We start from the raw sequence: 18,731 nt of genomic DNA on the forward strand, positions 1-18,731 counted from the left end.
AGAAAATTCCTGGTAACTCTCAGAAAAATATCAGATTTCATGGCGGTAAATAACTTTACTGTTATGCATTGTTCGATAAACGCAACATATCTCGTGAGGGAATCAGGATGAATAATGCGTTAAGGGCTGCCCTGGTATGGAGCGTTGTCTGTTTTTTGCTGCTGTATTGCACGTTACCTGTTGATATCGCCATGTCGTGGCAGATGCGTCAACAATTCGGCGTGCCGTGGGTGCAACTGATTGCGGTGAACAGCATCCAGATAATCCCGGCAATGATACCGCTGCTGTGCTTCGTTTGCCTGAGGAATCGTATTGCCAACCGCAAACTCTGGCTGCTTGTCCCGGCGGTTGGCTGGTTTATCGGTAAGCTAGTCGTCCTGGGTATCCTCTATATTTTTGCATTGAAAATCGCCCATGTGCCGCTTTATGCAGAAGGTTATTTCAGTATGCTCAGGCGCGTGATAACCGCCGAATGGCTGGTCAAAGCGTCGGTGTTAATGCTGGCAATTATCGCCTGTAGCTATGCCTGGCGGCGGGAAACGCGGGGCAATTGAGGTAAGCTCTGGCATGTAGCGGCGCGATTTATCGCGCGTTTTAGCATCATCACGCGATAAATCGCACCGCTACGATTGTCAGCCATGCCCGGTAATTAATCCGGGAAATGGCGCACCGGGACAGGTTCCTGCCGTGGTCGTGAAAAGTTATACAACCGACGTTTCAGGACGCATTGCGGGCACGGTGTAACTTTTCTGAAGTTATTGCGAGAAACGCCCAGTGCAATCACAAGTTGCTCGTAACGACCAATCAGAATCATATCCTCTTTATTTTCAGCATAAATTCGGCAGGTGGCGTTATGCAGGATATGATTATCATTGGTTTTGGAGATGCTGATGTAGTAGGTGTTTTTCATTGTTATTATCTCTGTGTGATCGGGGAAGGCAGCATCTCTTACCGGTCCGAAAAAGTGTAATTATTTTGTATCTTTTTCGGAAGAGTGCTTATTACGTTTCGTTACAAGATGATACAACTCATTGAAAATTATGGTATGGAATAATCATCTGAAACAACTTTTTCAGAATAATGTTATACGAAATTTATATGGGTCAAATTTTATGACAGTGCGGGTCATCGTTCGGACAATAAATTTGTGTTAATGCGACACCCGGATCACCCTGGCATCATCCAAACGTCACTCAACTTAAATAATTCCTTCACTCTCCCCAGCTAAGTTACCGCCATTCTGATTCCGGGCCAGAGGGCGCATGAGCTACCTTTCTCTTCAACACATCACCAAAGCCTGGGGCGATAAAGTTGCCCTGAATGACATCAGTTTTGCCGCTGAAGAAGGGACTTTTGTCGCACTGCTGGGACCGTCCGGCTGCGGTAAATCAACCTTACTGCGCACCATTGCCGGGCTGGAAAACGCCGACCAGGGTGAAATTTACTGTCGCGACAACGCGATGAGTCATCTGCCGCCGTCACAGCGCCAACTCTCGATGGTGTTCCAGTCTTATGCCCTGTTTCCTCACCTCAGCGTACGCGAAAACCTGTTGTTTGGTCTGAAAGCGCGTGGCGAGGATAAACAGACGTTTGCCGCGCGTCTGGCTGAAGTCAGCAAGCTGATGGAGTTGGAGAAACTGTTGGATCGCCAACCCTCTCAACTCTCTGGCGGTCAGCAGCAGCGTGTGGCGGTTGGCAGGGCGGTGATCGCCAGACACCGTCTGTGTCTGATGGACGAACCGCTGTCGAATCTGGACGCGAAACTACGCCAGAGTATGCGGCGTGAGATCCGTGCCTTGCAGAAGAAACTCGGTCTGACCATGTTATACGTTACCCACGACCAGACCGAAGCCATGAGCATGGCCGACAGCATCATTTTGCTTAATGACGGCCGCATCGAGCAGCACGCCACGCCAGACGACCTCTACAACAATCCTGCCAGCATTTTCGCTGCACAATTTATTGGTGCCCCGCCGATGAATATTCTGCCGCTGCATTGTCGGGGCAGTGCGCACTATCTCAGCCGCATGGTGGCACCGATCGTGATCGATCCTGATGAATCCGCGTTGAGCCTGGGATTACGAGCGGAAGATATCACCCTGGTCGAGCCGAATAGCGCACAACTGACCGCCCACGTCATCAGCTACGAATATATGGGTGCCGACACCCTGCTGGTGTGTGCACTGGCGAACGTCGCAGACGCGCTCACCATCAAGGTGCCTGGCATGCAACGCTTTGAGGAAGGCAGTCTGGTCGGGCTGCAATGGTCGCCCTCGCAACAATATTTGTTTGCCAGTCACAGCGGAAAGCGCTGTTGGCTGGCTGAGCAAACGCGCTTTTCATGCGAAAAAAAATACGCTGTTTAACCTTCATCTTTCGATCAGGGAAAAATCATGTCTGCACTTCGTCACATACGCCTCGCTTCAGCTTTATTACTTTGCGCATCCTCGGCAGCACTGGCCGCCGAACCGGTTACATTGCAGATGTACTATCCGATTGCGGTGGGGGGAAAGGTAAGCCACACCGTAGATGCCCTGGTGGCCGACTTTGAAAAAGTGCACCCGGAAGTCAGCATTCAGCCGGTTTATACCGGGGATTACGCCACCACCGTCACCAAAGCGCTCACCGCTTTTCGCGGCGGCAATGCGCCGCAGATGGCGGTGATTGGCGATATTGAGGCGTATTCGTTGATTGATGCTGGCGCTATCGTTGCTGCCAGCGATCTGGCGAATGATGCCGAAGGAAAGCAATGGATCGACGGATTCTATCCAGCCTTTCTGCGTCGTATCGACGGTAAAGTCTGGGGGATCCCGTTCCAGCGCTCCACGGTGGTGATGTACTGGAATAAACAAGCGTTTGCAAAAGCCGGACTGGACGCCAATACGCCGCCAGCCACCTGGCAGCAGGTAGTCGATTTCGGCAAGAAGCTGGTGATCAAAGATAACAACGGCGTCAGCCAGTGGGGGATTGAGATCCCGTCAACGCCCAACGGCTACTGGAACTTCCAGGGGTTGTCTGCCACTAACGGCGGTCGTCTGGATAACGGTAAGGGCACGGCAGTGCATTTCAATACCCCCGGCAATATTGCCACGTTGCAATGGCTGACCGATCTCGGACAGAAAGAAAACGTATCACCGCAAGGCGCCATCGCCTGGGGCACCACGCCACAGGATTTTATCAGCGGCAAAACCGCGATGATGGTCACCACCACCGGCAACCTGACTGTGGTGCGTGAAAACGCGAAGTTTCCGTTCGGTGTGGCAATGTTGCCGGAGAAAACCCAGCGTGGCAGTCCGACAGGGGGCGGCAACCTCTACGTGTTTAAAAATGCCTCACCGGAACAGCAAAAAGCCGCGATGGAATTTATTCGCTGGGTGTCTGCACCGGAACAAGCGGCTCGCTGGAGTATCGCCACCGGCTACGTTGCCACGTCGCCCGCCGCCTGGGATACCAGCGTGATGAAAGATTATGTTAAGGATGTGCCGCAGGCGCTGGTCGCTCGTGAACAGCTAAAGTACGCGCAACCGGAACTCTCGACCTATAACAGCGTGCAGATCCAGGAAGCGCTGAACCACGCGATCGAGGCGGCGGTGACGCAGACAAAAACACCGGCTGAGGCGCTGGAATCAGCGCAGAAACAGGCCGACCGTCTGTTAAAAGCGTATCAATAATGAGCACGCTCCTCCCAACAGTGGCGGTCAGCCGCCCCCGGTTCTGGTCACTTCAACTGTATGGCTACTTACTGATATTACCGGCGCTGGGCTTTTTGCTGCTGTTTACCCATTATCCGGCGCTGGCGACGCTGTGGGAGAGCGTGTTCAGTGCCGCACGCAATGGTCATCCGGCCCGCTTTGTCGGGCTGGATAACTACCTGGCACTGCTGGATGACGATGTATTTATTCGTTCGCTGTGGAATAACCTGCTGTATGCGCTGATCACTATTCCGCTGGCGGTAGCGCTGTCATTGATGATGGCGCTGGCGGTCAACCGCCATCTGTGGGGTAACGCGCTGGTTCGTGCAGCCTTCTTTATTCCGTCGCTGTTGCCAATGATCGCCATCGCCAATCTGTGGCTGTTTTTCTACACGCCGCAACTCGGCTTGCTGAACAAACTGTTGGCGCTGTTTTCGTTACCCGCCGTCAACTGGCTGGGGGAGCCGGGAAGTGCCCTGTATTGTCTGATGGCGGTGTCGGTGTGGCGTGAGGCGGGATTTTTTATGATTTTCTACCTCGCGGCGTTGCAGCAAATCGATCCACGTCTGAGTGAAGCGGCCACCATAGAAGGCGCATCGCGCAGTTATTTCTTCCGGCGCGTGCAGTGGCCGCTACTGATGCCCACCACGCTCTTTGTGCTGATCAATGCGTCGATGAACGCTTTCCGTATCGTTGATCAGGTGATTGCCATGACCAATGGTGGTCCGGATAACAGTAGCAGTCTGTTGCTGTTCTATATTTATCGCACCGCATTCAGCTACTGGGATATGCCCGCTGCTGCCGCGATGACGGTGGTATTGCTGGTTATCCTTGCCAGCATTGCCCTGATTAAATTTAACCTGCTGGATAAGCGAGCGCATTATCAATGAGATTGCTCAACCTGGTGATTTGGCTGGCGGCGCTGCTGTGGTTTCTACCCATTCTGGTGGCATTGTGGGTGGCGATCCATCCGGCGGCGGAGCAGGGCAGTTTTTCGCTGTTCGCGCCGCTGACGTTACAAAACTTCGTCAACGCCTGGCATGCCGCGCCGTTCGGGCGCTATTTTATTAACACCAGCTTGCTGGTCGTGATGATCGTGGTCGTGCAGTTGGTTTTAGCCACTATGGCGGCTTACGCGTTAGTGCGCTTTCGCATGAAATATTCCGGCGTATTGTTTGCGCTGATCCTGCTGCAATTAATGATCAGCCCCGATGTGCTGATCCTGAATAATTACAAAACGATTGGCGCGCTTGGATTACGCGATAGCCTGACTGGCATTGCGCTGCCCTATTTTGCTTCGGCCTTTGCGATATTCCTGCTGCGTCAGGCATTCAAAAGTATTCCGCTGGTGCTGGAAGAGGCGGCAATTATCGAAGGGGCCAGCCGTTTTTATATCCTGCGCAAAATTTATATACCGCTGGCGAAACCGATTTACGTGGCTTTTGCGCTGGTGTCGATCAGTTTTCACTGGAATGATTTTCTCTGGCCGCTGGTGATTACCGATTCCGTGCAGGTACGACCATTAACGGTAGGGCTGCAACTGTTTTCCGCCCCGGAGCAGGGGGTGCAGTGGGCATTAATTGGTGCCGCCACCCTGATGACCACCTTGCCGCTGTTGCTGTTGTTTTTCCTGTTCCAGCGTCAATTTATTCAGTCATTTATGCGTGCCGGTATTCGTTAAGGAGCGATCTTCATGTCATTTGTTCAGCTGTTAACCGCACAGCAGCGCAGCTTATTGGGCGATGTCAGTCAGTTTTATCAATTGCCGACTTTACGCCCTGGTTTACTCAATCCGGTCTTGCGCTTTGGCCTGCTGGCGGACCCACAGTACGCCGACATCGAAGCTGATCATGAGAAAAACCGCTACTACCGCCATGCATTACACAAGTTACCGCCGATCATCGGGCAACTGAACCAGCAGCCGCTGGATTTTGTCGTGACGCTTGGGGATCTGGTTGATCGTCACTGGGAAGATTATGCCGCGCTGCTGCCGGTTTATCAGTGCCTGCAACACCCGCATGCGGTGGTGATGGGTAACCATGATGCCCTGAGCCTGGTTGACCATCTGGCCGATGTTCCGCTGCCAAAAAGTTATTACAGCTTCCGCCTGCCAGGCTGGCGTTTTGTGGTGTATGACGGTAACGATATCAGTCTGTATTGCTGCGGTGCCGAACGTCAGCAGGCTGAAGCAATGCTGGCAGAACTGGTGACAAACCATCAGCCGCAGGCACAACCGTGGAATGGCGCGGTAGGCAGCCAGCAGTGGCAATGGATAGAACAGCAGTTGCAGCAGGCGCAGGCGAGCGATGAGCGGGTGATCGTATTTGGTCACTACCCGCTGGCACCGCATACCACGCATATCCTGTGGAATGGTCCCCAATTGGCGGCGCTATTTTGCCGTTACCGGGTACGTGCCTGTTTTGCGGGACATGATCATCGCGGCGGCTATGCGCGTATCGGCGATACTGAATTTTTTACCCTGCAAGGGCTGTTGGATGGCGCAGAGGCCGCGCCATTTGCCGTGGTGGAAATGATCGGAGATGTGCTGAAGGTAACCGGATATGGCGGTGAAATCAGCCGCTAAAGGCGTACCGGCATTACCGCCAGCACGCCAAGCAGGGTGAGATGTCCGGCATAGGCATGATAGAAAAAACGCCGGGGCCAGAGGCGAGCTACCGAGATATGCGGCAGCGCAGCGACTGCGGCAATAATCAGCAGTGGTAGCACCAGCCCTGGCAGTAAATCGTAAACCAGGGTGTCTTGAAAGCCGTGACCGGGCAAACTCAGCCATGTCAACGCCGCGCACACCAGCAGCAGAAACAAGCGACTTTCCGCGACAGCACTGATGCATCTGGCGGCCATACACAGCAAACAAAATACGATGCCGGGAATGCCATAGCTGGCAGGTGTCAACGGCCATGCCAGCAGCAGAAGCACCGCCAGCCCTGCCATTGCCCCATTGATACCCCATCGTGCAAACCAGCTCAGCAATTGCGTACAACCGGCATAGGCGAACAGGATGTTAAGTGCCAGCCATGACTGACCTTTCATCATAAAAGCCAGCCAGAACAGCGGTTGGGTGGCGATCGCCCACATCCAGAGCCGTTTGGCGCGCTGACGCAGCCGTGCAGCATCATCGGGCAGGTTGGCGGCCCAGATAAGGGTAAATAAAGGAAAAGCGCTATGACCAAGAGCCGTAAGAAGGGTGTTGTGACTATTTAATAAAATGGTATTGATGTGATCAGCCAGCATCGCCATCAGGGCAATGGTTTTAATGATATCGGCTTGAAATGGGCTAAATGATTTAACCTGGTCAAAAGGTGAGGGGAATCTTAGCGATGTCAGCAAAGCATGCATAGAAAGTCACCGACTATTATTATGTTTTAACCCAAACATTACAATGCGCATCCTCGCGAGTAAAGCCGGTAATAATCCGAATAACTTTTGGCACATTCCGTAGCGGCGCGATTTATCGCGCGCATTTTTGCTCAAACACCTTGCGCGATAAATTGCGTCGCTACAAACAATGCTGGATTAGATTAAGAAATCATTAAGCGATTTACCGCTGGCAATCGCCGCTTTAATCACCGCAGGTGTGCGGCCCTGACCGGTCCAGTTTTTTTCCTGCCCGTCTTCATCGGTATATTTATACTTCGTCGGACGCGGAGCGCGCTTGGTACGCTGTTTACCGGCGGCCTGCAATGCACCTAATAATTCGGTGGGATCGATACCATCGCCCAGCAATAATTCACGGTATTTAGCCAGCTTTTCTGCCTTCGCACGCACCGCTGTTTCTTCTGCGTGGCTCTCTTCACGACGCTCGGCAACCACAATAGTTAACTTCTCCAGCATCTCTTCCAGTTCTGCCAGATGGACTTCACGCGCCTGAGCACGCAGGGTACGAATATTATTAAACGCCTTAAGTGAATCACTCATGGACTTCTCCCAAAAATTCTGTGTCATTGAACGAATAAATTAAGCTTTGTTTGATTTTGTACTGCGCAATTATAGGTAGAACATCTGACCCTTACATTTCTGTGCAGAGAAGTACAGCACAACTCTGGCTTAGAATAAAGCAGATTGCACGGTACTTATAACTTTTTCTGTGCATTGAACGGCAAGTGATGAAGCGACTCTAAAGCCAACCTGGTAACAATGACAACATTTGCTCAGGTATTAAGGGAATTATTTATTTATTTTTTGTGACAGACATACAAAATGTGCGGTCGGATCAGAATGGGTTGTTTTGCCAGAAGAATCGTGTTTCTTTATTAGGAACTTGTGATTTGTCAGGGATGAATTATTAAAGCCGCGACGGCGCATTTTTAACGTTAATTCCCGGCAGCAGCAAAGTAAATCGGGTGGTAACGGCATCGGACACCACGCTGATCTCCCCCTGATGGGCGGTGACAATCGATTTTACAATCGCCAGACCGATACCGCTGCCTTCGCCTTTTCGTTGGCGTGACGGATCAACGCGGTAGAAACGGTCAAAAAGTCGTGGCAAATGCTCTGGCGCAATCGGAACGCCAGGGTTGGCAACCACCATCTCCACCTGATTCCCGCGCGGCTGGAGCTGGACGGTAACGGCTTGACCGGCAGGCGTATGGCGAATGGCGTTGGAAAGCAGATTATTGATCACCCGGCGCAGCATCAACGGATCACCCTCCACCACGGCGCTTCCCCCTTCCAGCGTTAAGCGCACCTCGCGTTCTTCTGCCCAGGCTTCAAAAAACTCAAACACCCGTATGACTTCGCTACGCAGATCCAGGGCGATACGTTCTGGCATCAGCTGATTATTATCTGCCTGAGCGAGAAACAGCATGTCGCTGACCATTTTTGCCATGCGGTTGTACTCCTCAAGGCTGGAGTAAAGCACATCCTCCAGCTCCTTCACGCTGCGTGGCTGACTTAACGCAATCTCCGTCTGGGTGACTAAATTGGTGATCGGGGTTCTGATTTCATGGGCGATATCGGCGGAGAAATTGGCCTGACGCGTGAACACATCTTCAATACGCGCGATCATATGGTTGAAGGAGATCACCAGCTGCTCCAGCTCAATCGGCACGCTTTTCGGTTCCAGCCGGACATCGAGATTTTTTGAGGTGATGTTCTTAATCCGCCCGCTGACATTACGCAGTGGCTGATAACCGCGATGCACCGCAAACAGCACAATAAAGATAATCAGCAGGCTGATAAGCGAAGCGATAATCAGCAAGTTATGTTTCAGCGCATCGAGATAGTGCAGATGAAAATCGATCGACAGCGCAATCAACAACCGGTCATTACCCGGCGCAATCGATGAAGCGATAATCCGATAGCTGGCGCTGCGCATCGGGTGTGCAGCCATGCCATCCGACCAGAGAAAAACCTCGCCGGACGTCAGCTTTTGACGAAATGCGGGATCGTGCACCACCGGCATCAACTCCGGGCCATCTGGCGAGCGGAACAGAACCTGATTTTCCGCGGTGAGCAACAACACCGAAATATAGCGATAGCTGTTCAGAATGATGCTGATTTTCTCGACTTTCTGTTGTTCCGATTCGTCCGGATTATTGAGGATGGTGGACAGGGTCGTGCTGATTTGGCGCAGATTGTTGTCGTCCTGTTCGGCGAAATGATGCTGCACCGAATGCAGCATGATCCAGGCCGAGGCGGCAAAGGCGATGATGGTGGTGAGGCTGATAAAAAAGGTCAGTCGAAACTCAAGCGACAGCGGGCGGCGCAAGCGGTTAATCCTCATCGGGCACCTCAAGGACATAGCCAACACCGCGCACGGTCTGGATCAGTTTCGGGGTAAAATCGTTATCGATCTTCGCCCGCAGCCGCTTAACCGCGACATCGATAGCATTGGTATCGCTGTCAAAATTCATATCCCATACCTGCGAGGCAATCAGCGAGCGCGGCAGCACTTCGCCACGATGGCGAATAAAAAACTCCAGCAATGTGAACTCCTTGCTGGTGAGGGTGATGCGGTTACTGCCCCGGTATACCTTACGGGAAACCAGATCCAGCGTGAGGTCGGCCACCTGGAACTGGCTTTCAGGAATGATGTTAGCGCCGCGCCGCAGCAGGGTTCTGACCCGTGCCAGTAATTCGGCGAAGGCAAAAGGTTTCACCAGATAATCATCAGCCCCCAACTCCAGCCCCTTCACCCGATGCTCAATGGTACCGAGCGCGGTCAGCAACAGAATCGGCATGCCTTTATTGGCGGCACGCAGCATGCGCACAATATCCCAGCCGTTCACGTCCGGCAGCATAATATCCAGTACGATCAGGTCGTAATCGGCAGTCATCGCCAAATGATAACCGGTGAGGCCGTTGTCGCTGCGATCCACCACAAAACCTGCCTCGGTCAGCCCCTTGCTGAGATATTCCCCGGTTTTCACTTCGTCTTCGACAATCAGTATTTTCATCTTCTCACCGCGCTCCCGACTCATCGAATGTCATTCTAAGCGGCCAAAGGGCGATATCAACGACTTCATCTGAAAATGACAGCTTTGTCATTCACCTGTCACCCTGCCAACAGAGTCACCCGGTTACAGTGGCCGCCATTATATCTTGCAGGTATTCGTCGCGGCGCGGCGGATGAGAACATCATGGACAAATTAAAACTGACCGTTGTGGCCGCGACCTTGTTACTGGCGGGCTGTGTCTCGCTGGCACCGGAGTATCAGGCACCTGAACTGCCGATCCCGCAACAATTTTCGCTGTCAGGCAACAGTCTGGTGCCACAGAACCGTGGTTATCAGGATAGCGGTTGGCGCACCTTTTTTGCTGACCCGCAGATCCAGCGTTTGATTGATGAAGCTCTGCGCAATAACCGCGATCTGCGCATGGCGACCTTAAAAGTGCAGGAGGCGCGTGCGCAATATCGGATCACCGATGCCGATCGCTACCCGCAGCTGAATGGCGCATCACAGGCGGGTTACAGCGGAGGCATAAAAGGTGACGGCGTCACGGAAAGGCAATATCAGGCCGGGATTGACCTGAGTTTTGAGCTGGATTTGTTCGGTAAGCTGAAAAACCTCAGCGAAGCCGATCGGCAAAACTTCCTTGCCAGCCAGGAAGCGCAGCGTGCGGTCCATATCCTGCTGGTAGCCACCGTTGCTCAGAATTATTTCAGCCTGCAACTGGCTGACGAACAACTGAATATCGCGCGCGAGACGCTGCAAAATTATCAGCAATCTTACGCGTTAGTTGAACAACAGCTGATGACCGGGAGTAGCAGTGTCCTGGCAGTGGAGCAGGCGCGTGGTTTGATTGAAAGCACCAGGGCGGAGATGGCTGCGCGTGAAGGACAACTGGCGCAGGCGAAGACGGCGTTGCAACGGGTGTTGGGCAGTGGACAAAACCTGCCAGCCATGCCGCCCGGCACAACCGAACTTCATCCGGTAACGCTTCCTGCGCATCTTTCCTCCGAGATCCTGCGCCAGCGCCCGGATCTGATGGAAGCTGAACACCAGTTGATGGCGGCTAATGCCAATATCGGCGCGGCCAGAGCGGCATTTTACCCGTCGATTAGCCTTACCAGCGAGCTTTCCACCAGCAGTACGGATTTGACCAATCTGTTCTCCGCTGGCAGTGAGATGTGGAATTTTATCCCGAAAATTGAGGTGCCGATTTTTAACGCCGGACGTAATCAGGCCAACCTGGCCGTTGCGGATGTGCGTCAGCAACAAGCGGTGGTGAATTACCAGCAAAAAATTCAAACCGCGTTTAAGCAAGTGGCCGATGCCCTAGCATTGCGCGACAGCCTCGAAAAACAAATGGCGGCGCAGCAGCGCTACTTGTCCTCGCTGGAAATAACTTTGCAACGGGCGCGTGGATTATATTCCAGCGGAGCAGTGAGTTATATCGAGGTGCTGGATGCACAACGTTCGTTATTTTCCACCCGACAAACCCTGCTGGATTTGCAATATTCCCGCCAGGTAAATGAAATCAACCTGTTTAACGCCCTGGGCGGCGGCTGGACAGAATAACTTTTTAATTCATATCATCAGGAGTCAATATTATGCGTAAGTTTATTAACGTTGCTTTATTCAGTTTTTTCCCGTTAATGTTGCTGCCCGGTGTGCAGGCGAGCGAGCAGCATGCCGCCATAGCGCAGCAGGTCATTAACGCCAGCGGCGTGGTCAAACAGATTGATCTGGCGAATAAAAAAATCACCATCGCTCATGAAGAGATCCCGGCACTCGGCTGGCCTGCCATGACCATGCGCTTTACCTTTATCACTCAGGACGACAGCATCAATGCCTTAAAGGTGGGTAGTCCGGTCAGCTTCTCGTTTATTCAGCAGGGGAATATCTCGCTGTTGCAGAGCATCAATATTGGATAACACCTCCCGTAGCGGCGCGATTTATCGCGCGGGGTTTAAATATCAAACCGCTACGGACAACGGAACAATCACATCATGGCATCGCTAACATTCAAATATGCTGCTGTGGCTCTCGGCAGCCTGGTCATGGGCGGTCTGATCGCGGCAGTGACTTTCCCTTATTTTATGACCAGCGAAAAAGCAGCGTCCCACGCAGCAGAGCGCAAAGTTTTATTCTGGTATGACCCGATGAAACCCGATACGAAATTCGACAAGCCGGGTAAGTCTCCCTTTATGGATATGGACCTGGTGCCGAAATACGCCGATGAGGGCGACGCGGCAAACAGCAACGGTATCCGTATTGATCCGGTGCAGGTGCAGAACCTTGGCATGAAGACGGTACAAGTCAGCAAAGGTCGCCTGCAATATAGCCGCACCCTCCCGGCCAACGTCAGTTTTAACGATTACCAGTTTGTGATTGTTCAGGCGCGCGCCGATGGGTTTGTGGAGAAGGTGTATCCGCTCACCCTTGGCGATAAGGTGCCAAAAGGCACGCCGCTGATCGATATTACTATTCCTGAATGGGTCACGGCGCAGAGCGAATATTTGTTGCTGTCCAGTAGCGGCGGGTCGACAACCCAGGTGAAAGGAATTCTGGAGCGTTTGCGTCTGGCGGGAATGCCGGAAGAAGATATCCAGCGTTTACGCACCTCGCGCAGCATTCAGACCCGTTTCACCATCAAAGCGCCGATTGATGGCGTGATTACCGCCTTTGATCTGCGCAGCGGCATGAACATTTCGAAAGACAAGGTGGTCGCACAGATTCAGGGCATGGACCCGGTATGGATCAGCGCGGCGGTGCCGGAAGCGGTCGCCGGATTGCTGAACGATCGTTCCCGGTTTGCCGTGTCGGTGCCGGCCTATCCAAACCACCCGTTCAGGATCGAAAAATGGACCCTTTTGCCGAGTGTTGATCAGACCACGCGCACGCTTCAGGTGCGCCTGCAAGTGGATAACCGTGATGAATTGCTGAAACCTGGCATGAACGCGTTTTTGCAACTGCAAAGCCAAAGCGACGAGATGCTGCTGATCCCGTCCCAGGCGGTGATCGATACCGGTGATGAACAGCGCGTGATCACCGTAGACCACGCGGGGCGCTTTGTGCCGAAAGCCGTTCGCGTGTTGCAGGCCACATCGCAACAGACCGGCATTGCTGACGGGTTGCAGGAAGGGGAATCCATCGTGACCAACGGACTCTTCCTGATTGACTCGGAAGCCAATATCAGCGGAGCGCTGGCGCGGATGCGTCAGGCGGAGCACGACCATGATTGAATGGATTATCCGACGTTCGGTCGCCAACCGCTTTCTGGTGATGATGGGGGTGGTGTTTCTCAGCCTCTGGGGCGGCTGGACTATTATCAACACCCCGGTTGATGCCTTGCCCGATCTCTCTGATGTGCAGGTGATTATCAAAACCAGCTATCCCGGCCAGGCACCGCAGATTGTGGAAAACCAGGTCACTTATCCGCTCACCACCACCATGCTGTCCGTGCCGGGCGCGAAAACGGTGCGCGGTTTTTCACAGTTTGGCGACTCGTATGTTTATGTGATTTTTGCTGACGGTACCGACCTCTACTGGGCGCGATCCCGGGTGCTGGAGTACCTGAACCAGGTGCAGGGAAAATTACCGGCTGGCGTCAGTTCCGAGATCGGCCCGGACGCCACTGGTGTCGGCTGGATTTATGAGTATGCGCTGGTGGATCACAGCGGTAAGCACGATCTGGCCGAGTTGCGTTCCTTGCAGGATTGGTTCCTGAAATACGAACTGAAAACCATTCCGGATGTTGCGGAGGTTGCCTCGGTGGGCGGGGTGGTGAAGCAGTACCAGATCCAGGTCAACCCGGTGCAACTGGTGCAATACGGTATCAGCCTGGCGGAAGTTAAATCGGCGATTGAAGCCTCCAATCAGGAAGCGGGCGGTTCCTCGGTGGAAATCGCCGAAGCGGAATATATGGTGCGGGCCAGTGGCTACCTGAAAACCCTGGACGACTTCAATCATATCGTATTGAAAACCACCGCCAACGGGGTGCCGGTTACGCTGGGTGAGGTGGCGCGGGTACAGACTGGACCGGAAATGCGGCGAGGTATCGCTGAACTTAACGGTGAAGGCGAAGTGGCTGGCGGAGTGATTATCCTGCGCTCCGGCAAAAACGCGCGCGAGGTGATTGGTGCAGCGCGCGAAAAGCTCGCCACCCTGAAACACAGCCTGCCCGCCGGGGTTGAGGTGGTGACCACCTATGACCGCAGCCAGCTGATCGATCGTGCCATCGATAACCTCAGCCACAAGTTGCTGGAGGAGTTTCTGGTGGTGGCGCTGGTGTGCGCGTTGTTCCTGTGGCATGTGCGCTCGGCGCTGGTGGCGATTATCTCGTTGCCGCTCGGGTTGTGTATCGCCTTTATCGTGATGCATTTCCAGGGGTTGAATGCCAACATCATGTCGCTGGGCGGTATCGCTATTGCGGTGGGGGCGATGGTGGATGCGGCGATTGTGATGATTGAAAATGCCCATAAACGGCTTGAAGAGTGGCAACATCAGCACCCGGACACGCCCATCGACAGCGCAAGTCGCTGGAAGGTGATCACCGATGCCTCCGTCGAAGTTGGACCGGCGTTGTTTATCAGCCTGCTGATTATTACCTTGTCGTTTATCCCGATTTTCACCCTTGAAGGCCAGGAAGGGCGGCTGTTTGGCCCGCTGGCATTTACCAAAACCTATGCGATGGCTGGAGCGGCGGCGCTGGCGATTATCGTCATCCCGATTCTGATGGGGCTGTGGATCAGAGGCAAAATACCGGCGGAAACCCGCAACCCGCTTAACCGGGTATTGATCAAAATGTATCACCCGCTGCTGCTGAAGGTGCTGCACTGGCCGAAGCTGACGTTAGCGGCGGCCGCGTTGTCAATCCTGACCGTGTGGTGGCCGCTAAGTCAGGTAGGGGGTGAATTCCTGCCAAAAATTAACGAAGGGGATCTGCTCTATATGCCTTCGACCTTGCCGGGCGTGTCACCGGGACAGGCGGCGGCGTTGTTGCAGACTACCGATAAACTGATCAAAACCGTACCCGAAGTGGCCTCGGTTTTTGGCAAAACCGGTAAAGCGGAAACCGCCACCGATGCGGCACCGCTGGAGATGGTGGAAACCACGATTCAACTGAAACCGGAAAGCGAGTGGCGGCCAGGCATGACCCTCGACAAAATTATTGATGAACTGGACGCCAGGGTGCGCCTGCCAGGCCTGGCAAACCTGTGGGTGCCGCCGATTCGCAATCGCATCGATATGCTCTCCACCGGGATTAAAAGCCCGATAGGCATCAAGGTATCCGGCACGTCGCTTGCGGATATCGATGACAGCGCGCAGCGTATTGAAGCGGTGGCAAAAACCGTGCCCGGCGTGGTGTCAGCCCTGGCGGAACGTCTGCAAGGCGGGCGTTACATTGATGTGGATATCAATCGGGAAAAAGCGGCACGCTATGGCATGACGGTGGGCGATGTACAGTTATTTGTCTCTTCGGCGATTGGTGGCACCACGATGGGTGAAACGGTGGAAGGCGTGGCGCGTTATCCGATTAACATGCGCTACCCGCAAGGTTACCGCGATAGCCCGGCAGCGCTACGGCAGTTACCGATCCTTACCCCGATGAAACAACAAATCACCCTGGGCGATGTGGCGGATGTCCGGGTGGTTACTGGCCCCACCATGTTGAAAACCGAGAATGCCCGACCCGCCAGTTGGATCTACATCGATGCTCGTGGCCGTGACATGGTCTCCGTGGTGGAGGATCTGAAAACTGCGATTGCCGGGCAGGTCACGCTGAAGCCAGGCACCAGCGTCACCTTCTCCGGTCAGTTTGAGTTACTGGAACATGCCAACAAGAAGCTGAAACTGATGGTGCCGATGACGGTGATGATTATCTTTATCCTGCTGTATCTGGCATTTCGCCGCGTTGATGAAGCTCTGCTGATCCTGATGAGCCTGCCTTTCGCGCTGGTGGGCGGCATTTGGTTTCTCTGGTGGCAGGGATTCCATCTGTCGGTGGCGACTGGCACCGGGTTTATTGCGCTGGCTGGGGTGGCAGCGGAATTTGGTGTGGTGATGTTGATGTATCTGCGTCACGCCATCGAGGCGGATCCTGCGCTGGCTCACCCGACCACCTTCACGCAGCAAGGGCTGGGTCAGGCGTTGTATCAGGGGGCGGTGCTGCGTGTACGACCAAAAGCGATGACGGTTGCGGTGATCATTGCGGGCCTGCTGCCGATTCTGTGGGGGAGTGGGGCGGGATCGGAGGTGATGAGCCGTATCGCTGCGCCAATGATCGGCGGCATGATCACCGCGCCGCTGTTGTCGCTGTTTATCATCCCTGCGGCTTATAAACTGATCTGGCTGCGTCGGCACCGGTTATCGGTACATCTGTCGTAGCGACGCGATTTATCGCGGGGTTAAGTTATAAGCGGTGGGGACTGTTCAATAAGCGAATGTAACGCTGTTGCCGGGTAGCAAAGAATCAGGCGTTTATCGATAGCAAGTATGATTATGTACCTGTTATTGAAAAATATGTACGGGATAGTCCCGTACAATGATTGTAAAATCCTGTGGTGATTTTTTTCAACACCCGTGACGATATGGATATTACCCCCGTTGCCAACTCTGTGTCAGGGGACCATGACGTCCACTAACCGGATCGATCTCCGGGAACGGTAACTGGCTGATACGTTGCAACATCTCTGAGGTCGGTGCCGTGCGGCAGATATCCCATTGTTGATGGGGCGGATAGGCACCCACCACCTGAAAATCCTCGCTGCTGCCCTGGTTATAATGTCCGGTGCCGGCGGGGAGCAGGGCGACATCACCTGCCGTCATCGTGATAACTTCACCTCCTGGTCCTCCCAACATCACTTTCGCATGACCGCTGACGCAGCCCAGCACTTCATGGGCGGTGCTGTGATAATGATGAAAGCTGAAAATGGACGCGACCCACTGCGGCGGCCAGTCGTTGTTCTCAAACAAACTTTCGGTTGGGGCCGTCATTGCAGGCGCAGGGGGTAACACGCCTTGATAAAAAATAACCGGCAGATGGGGGTTATTTGGCACCCAGTTGTTGCGTTCTAAACGCAGCAGTTTGACGTTATCTGCCGCAGGCGCAGCGCTGGCATAGCGGTTGAACAGCACAGGCGCACTCAACGCAAGGCCGGACAACGCGCCGATAAAGTGACGACGAGATAAGTCATCCATCCTTTCCTCCAGATATTTAATGCGAGACAGTTCACATTTTAAGCTTAATACAAATGTTATCCGACCGAGTGGCATTTGCGACGGAAGAAATAAAGTTACCAAAGGTGAAGATTTCATCTTAAAATTAACGTGAAGGAATTGTACCGACATGAAATGAAAGGAAATTGATATGGAAGTTAACTATGAAAGCGGCAGTATTCATCTTCTCAATAATCTTAACACTCAGACTAAACATAATGACACCAGACGCATAAGGAGGAGTAAAAATACCCATGAAACTATTAAAAGCAACAATAAATTCAACATTAAACCAAAAAGCAATAATGACAATTGGATAAAAACAGACAACTACAGGAATCAGTATAAAATGATAACTGATAGCCTGCTCAAGGAAATTAATGAAATTGTTCCTGATCAGTGGAAAAATATTGAAAGGAGAATTCTCCTGGGCGAGAGATTGAAACTGGAAGATATAGTCATTGAACTTTTATCCCCTTTCAGTTTCAATGGATTAGAAGTGTTAATGACAAGCAAAATGACAGGAATCCTGAAAGAAATAGTAACAAATGGCGTGTCGGAATCGACTGTGCGCAGTGCGTTATGCCGAAGGCTGCAGCAAGAGATGAAAACGTGGGCTCCTGCAAATGACAAGCAAGTAGCAGGCATAAGTTCTCTCCTGAAAACATATAACTTAATAAATTGTGATTTGACTAAGCTGGTGTTGATACAGTTGAATCCACAATTTACGGCATTGCATCTTTCCAAAGAGAAATTAAGATTTGCATTTAGAAAGCTGAAAATAATTATGACGTGGACAGATATTGAGCTTAGTCATATGATTGCCAACACAGTTATCCCTAAAAATACGCAACAGTGGTACGAGAAAAATAAGGCGTTATTCAGCGATAAAAGCATGAAATCTGTTGATTTCGATTTCCGCCTGAAAAACAGTGGTCCCCCGTCAGAAATGACCGTTGAACAGTTACAAAAACTCCTTTTGCGTGATGCTCGCCACGATCTGACATGTAGCCTGATTTCTCTGTATGCCACGCAATCAGGAATAAAATTGGCGCTTTATGATCGCCACACTGCCATTTTGAAAGAGGATGAGCCTCATCACGAACCAAAGGTTAATGCCGATCCTGCATCTGAATACGAGACAAATCCCTCTTTGGTTCAACTTCCTGAAACATCCCTTTCATTGCCTGTTCAAACATCAGCCCCTGATATGAAGACGCAATTCTGCTGGTTCGCTGATCCCACAACCCAATCGACCACCGTGATGCTGAAAAGCGTACCTTACATGGACACCTTTGATTATGTCCTGGGAGAGATGATCCACACCCCAGCGGCTGATGCCTTGCAGCGTAGTAAAGATTTTGCCCGGCAATTCTTGCTTGACCGGGAAGGATAACAGGACGCGCCACGCCGC

17 protein-coding genes are annotated in these 18,731 nt (G+C 52.7%); 11 read left to right on the plus strand and 6 right to left on the minus strand.

Annotated elements, in window-relative coordinates; all coding sequences use genetic code 11:
• The first annotated feature begins 107 nt into the window (after nt 1–107).
• Nucleotides 108–554 (plus strand): hypothetical protein, encoded by a 447-nt coding sequence (locus tag AC6I8R_RS26195; RefSeq protein ID WP_497833320.1) that lies wholly within the window; start codon nt 108–110, stop codon nt 552–554.
• 95 nt (nt 555–649) lie between these two features.
• On the opposite strand, the gene AC6I8R_RS26200 is transcribed toward AC6I8R_RS26195, so the two are convergent.
• Nucleotides 650–910 carry a hypothetical protein gene (locus AC6I8R_RS26200; protein WP_021185320.1) on the minus strand — a complete coding sequence of 87 codons (261 nt, stop codon included), beginning with the start codon at nt 908–910 and terminating at the stop codon, nt 650–652.
• 352 nt (nt 911–1,262) lie between these two features.
• On the opposite strand from AC6I8R_RS26200, the gene AC6I8R_RS26205 reads away from it, so the two are divergent.
• From AC6I8R_RS26205 to AC6I8R_RS26225, 5 genes are read left to right on the plus strand one after another with little or no spacing between them, the layout of a single operon-like run.
• Entirely contained in the window at nt 1,263–2,366 is a 1,104-nt protein-coding gene (locus AC6I8R_RS26205) for an ABC transporter ATP-binding protein (RefSeq protein ID WP_497833321.1), read from the plus strand.
• Nucleotides 2,367–2,393: 27 nt separating this feature from the next.
• Entirely contained in the window at nt 2,394–3,671 is a 1,278-nt protein-coding gene (locus AC6I8R_RS26210; RefSeq protein WP_208726649.1) for an ABC transporter substrate-binding protein, read from the plus strand.
• Nucleotides 3,671–4,582 carry a carbohydrate ABC transporter permease gene (locus AC6I8R_RS26215; RefSeq protein WP_497833322.1) on the plus strand — a complete coding sequence of 304 codons (912 nt, stop codon included), beginning with the start codon at nt 3,671–3,673 and terminating at the stop codon, nt 4,580–4,582. The genes AC6I8R_RS26210 and AC6I8R_RS26215 overlap by 1 nt, the downstream gene beginning before the upstream one ends.
• On the plus strand, nt 4,579–5,373 hold the full coding sequence (locus tag AC6I8R_RS26220; protein ID WP_497833323.1) for a carbohydrate ABC transporter permease: 795 nt from the start codon (nt 4,579–4,581) through the stop codon (nt 5,371–5,373). The genes AC6I8R_RS26215 and AC6I8R_RS26220 overlap by 4 nt, the downstream gene beginning before the upstream one ends.
• Before the next feature lie 12 nt (nt 5,374–5,385).
• Nucleotides 5,386–6,276 (plus strand): metallophosphoesterase, encoded by an 891-nt coding sequence (locus AC6I8R_RS26225; protein ID WP_497833324.1) that lies wholly within the window; start codon nt 5,386–5,388, stop codon nt 6,274–6,276.
• Here AC6I8R_RS26225 and AC6I8R_RS26230 read toward each other — a convergent pair.
• From AC6I8R_RS26230 to AC6I8R_RS26245, 4 genes are all read right to left on the minus strand, one after another.
• On the minus strand, nt 6,273–7,049 hold the full coding sequence (locus AC6I8R_RS26230) for a TraX family protein (RefSeq protein ID WP_497833325.1): 777 nt from the start codon (nt 7,047–7,049) through the stop codon (nt 6,273–6,275). The genes AC6I8R_RS26225 and AC6I8R_RS26230 overlap by 4 nt on opposite strands.
• 177 nt (nt 7,050–7,226) lie before the next feature.
• Nucleotides 7,227–7,628 (minus strand): H-NS family histone-like protein, encoded by a 402-nt coding sequence (locus AC6I8R_RS26235; RefSeq protein WP_497833326.1) that lies wholly within the window; start codon nt 7,626–7,628, stop codon nt 7,227–7,229.
• A gap of 367 nt (nt 7,629–7,995) precedes the next feature.
• The gene (locus AC6I8R_RS26240; protein ID WP_497833327.1) at nt 7,996–9,435 is read right to left on the minus strand and encodes a Cu(+)/Ag(+) sensor histidine kinase; all 1,440 of its coding nucleotides are present in this window, start codon (nt 9,433–9,435) and stop codon (nt 7,996–7,998) included.
• Nucleotides 9,425–10,108, minus strand: a complete 684-nt coding sequence (locus tag AC6I8R_RS26245; RefSeq protein WP_021185311.1) for a copper/silver response regulator transcription factor — start codon at nt 10,106–10,108, stop codon at nt 9,425–9,427. Before AC6I8R_RS26245 ends, AC6I8R_RS26240 begins: the two co-directional genes overlap by 11 nt.
• A gap of 183 nt (nt 10,109–10,291) precedes the next feature.
• Between AC6I8R_RS26245 and AC6I8R_RS26250 the strand changes: the two genes are divergently transcribed.
• The 4 genes from AC6I8R_RS26250 to AC6I8R_RS26265 all read left to right on the plus strand — a co-directional run bounded on the left by AC6I8R_RS26250 (nt 10,292) and on the right by AC6I8R_RS26265 (nt 16,486).
• Entirely contained in the window at nt 10,292–11,674 is a 1,383-nt protein-coding gene (locus AC6I8R_RS26250) for a Cu(I)/Ag(I) efflux RND transporter outer membrane protein (RefSeq protein WP_497833328.1), read from the plus strand.
• A gap of 77 nt (nt 11,675–11,751) precedes the next feature.
• Entirely contained in the window at nt 11,752–12,030 is a 279-nt protein-coding gene (locus tag AC6I8R_RS26255; RefSeq protein ID WP_235056606.1) for a copper-binding protein, read from the plus strand.
• 75 nt (nt 12,031–12,105) lie between these two features.
• Complete coding sequence (locus AC6I8R_RS26260; RefSeq protein ID WP_497833329.1) at nt 12,106–13,341, plus strand: efflux RND transporter periplasmic adaptor subunit; 1,236 nt, start codon at nt 12,106–12,108, stop codon at nt 13,339–13,341.
• Nucleotides 13,334–16,486: a CusA/CzcA family heavy metal efflux RND transporter gene (locus tag AC6I8R_RS26265; protein ID WP_497833330.1), complete on the plus strand. Its 3,153-nt coding sequence runs from the start codon at nt 13,334–13,336 to the stop codon at nt 16,484–16,486. The genes AC6I8R_RS26260 and AC6I8R_RS26265 overlap by 8 nt, the downstream gene beginning before the upstream one ends.
• A gap of 210 nt (nt 16,487–16,696) precedes the next feature.
• Here the strand turns inward: AC6I8R_RS26265 and AC6I8R_RS26270 are convergent, their stop codons facing one another.
• Nucleotides 16,697–17,299: a cupin domain-containing protein gene (locus AC6I8R_RS26270; protein ID WP_497833331.1), complete on the minus strand. Its 603-nt coding sequence runs from the start codon at nt 17,297–17,299 to the stop codon at nt 16,697–16,699.
• Nucleotides 17,300–17,468: 169 nt separating this feature from the next.
• Between AC6I8R_RS26270 and AC6I8R_RS26275 the strand changes: the two genes are divergently transcribed.
• Nucleotides 17,469–18,713, plus strand: coding sequence for a hypothetical protein (locus AC6I8R_RS26275; protein WP_497833332.1), 1,245 nt, complete (start codon nt 17,469–17,471; stop codon nt 18,711–18,713).
• Nucleotides 18,714–18,731: the final 18 nt, after the last annotated feature.

The organism is Pantoea sp. X-Soil-OKNW-713, from assembly GCF_059730685.1.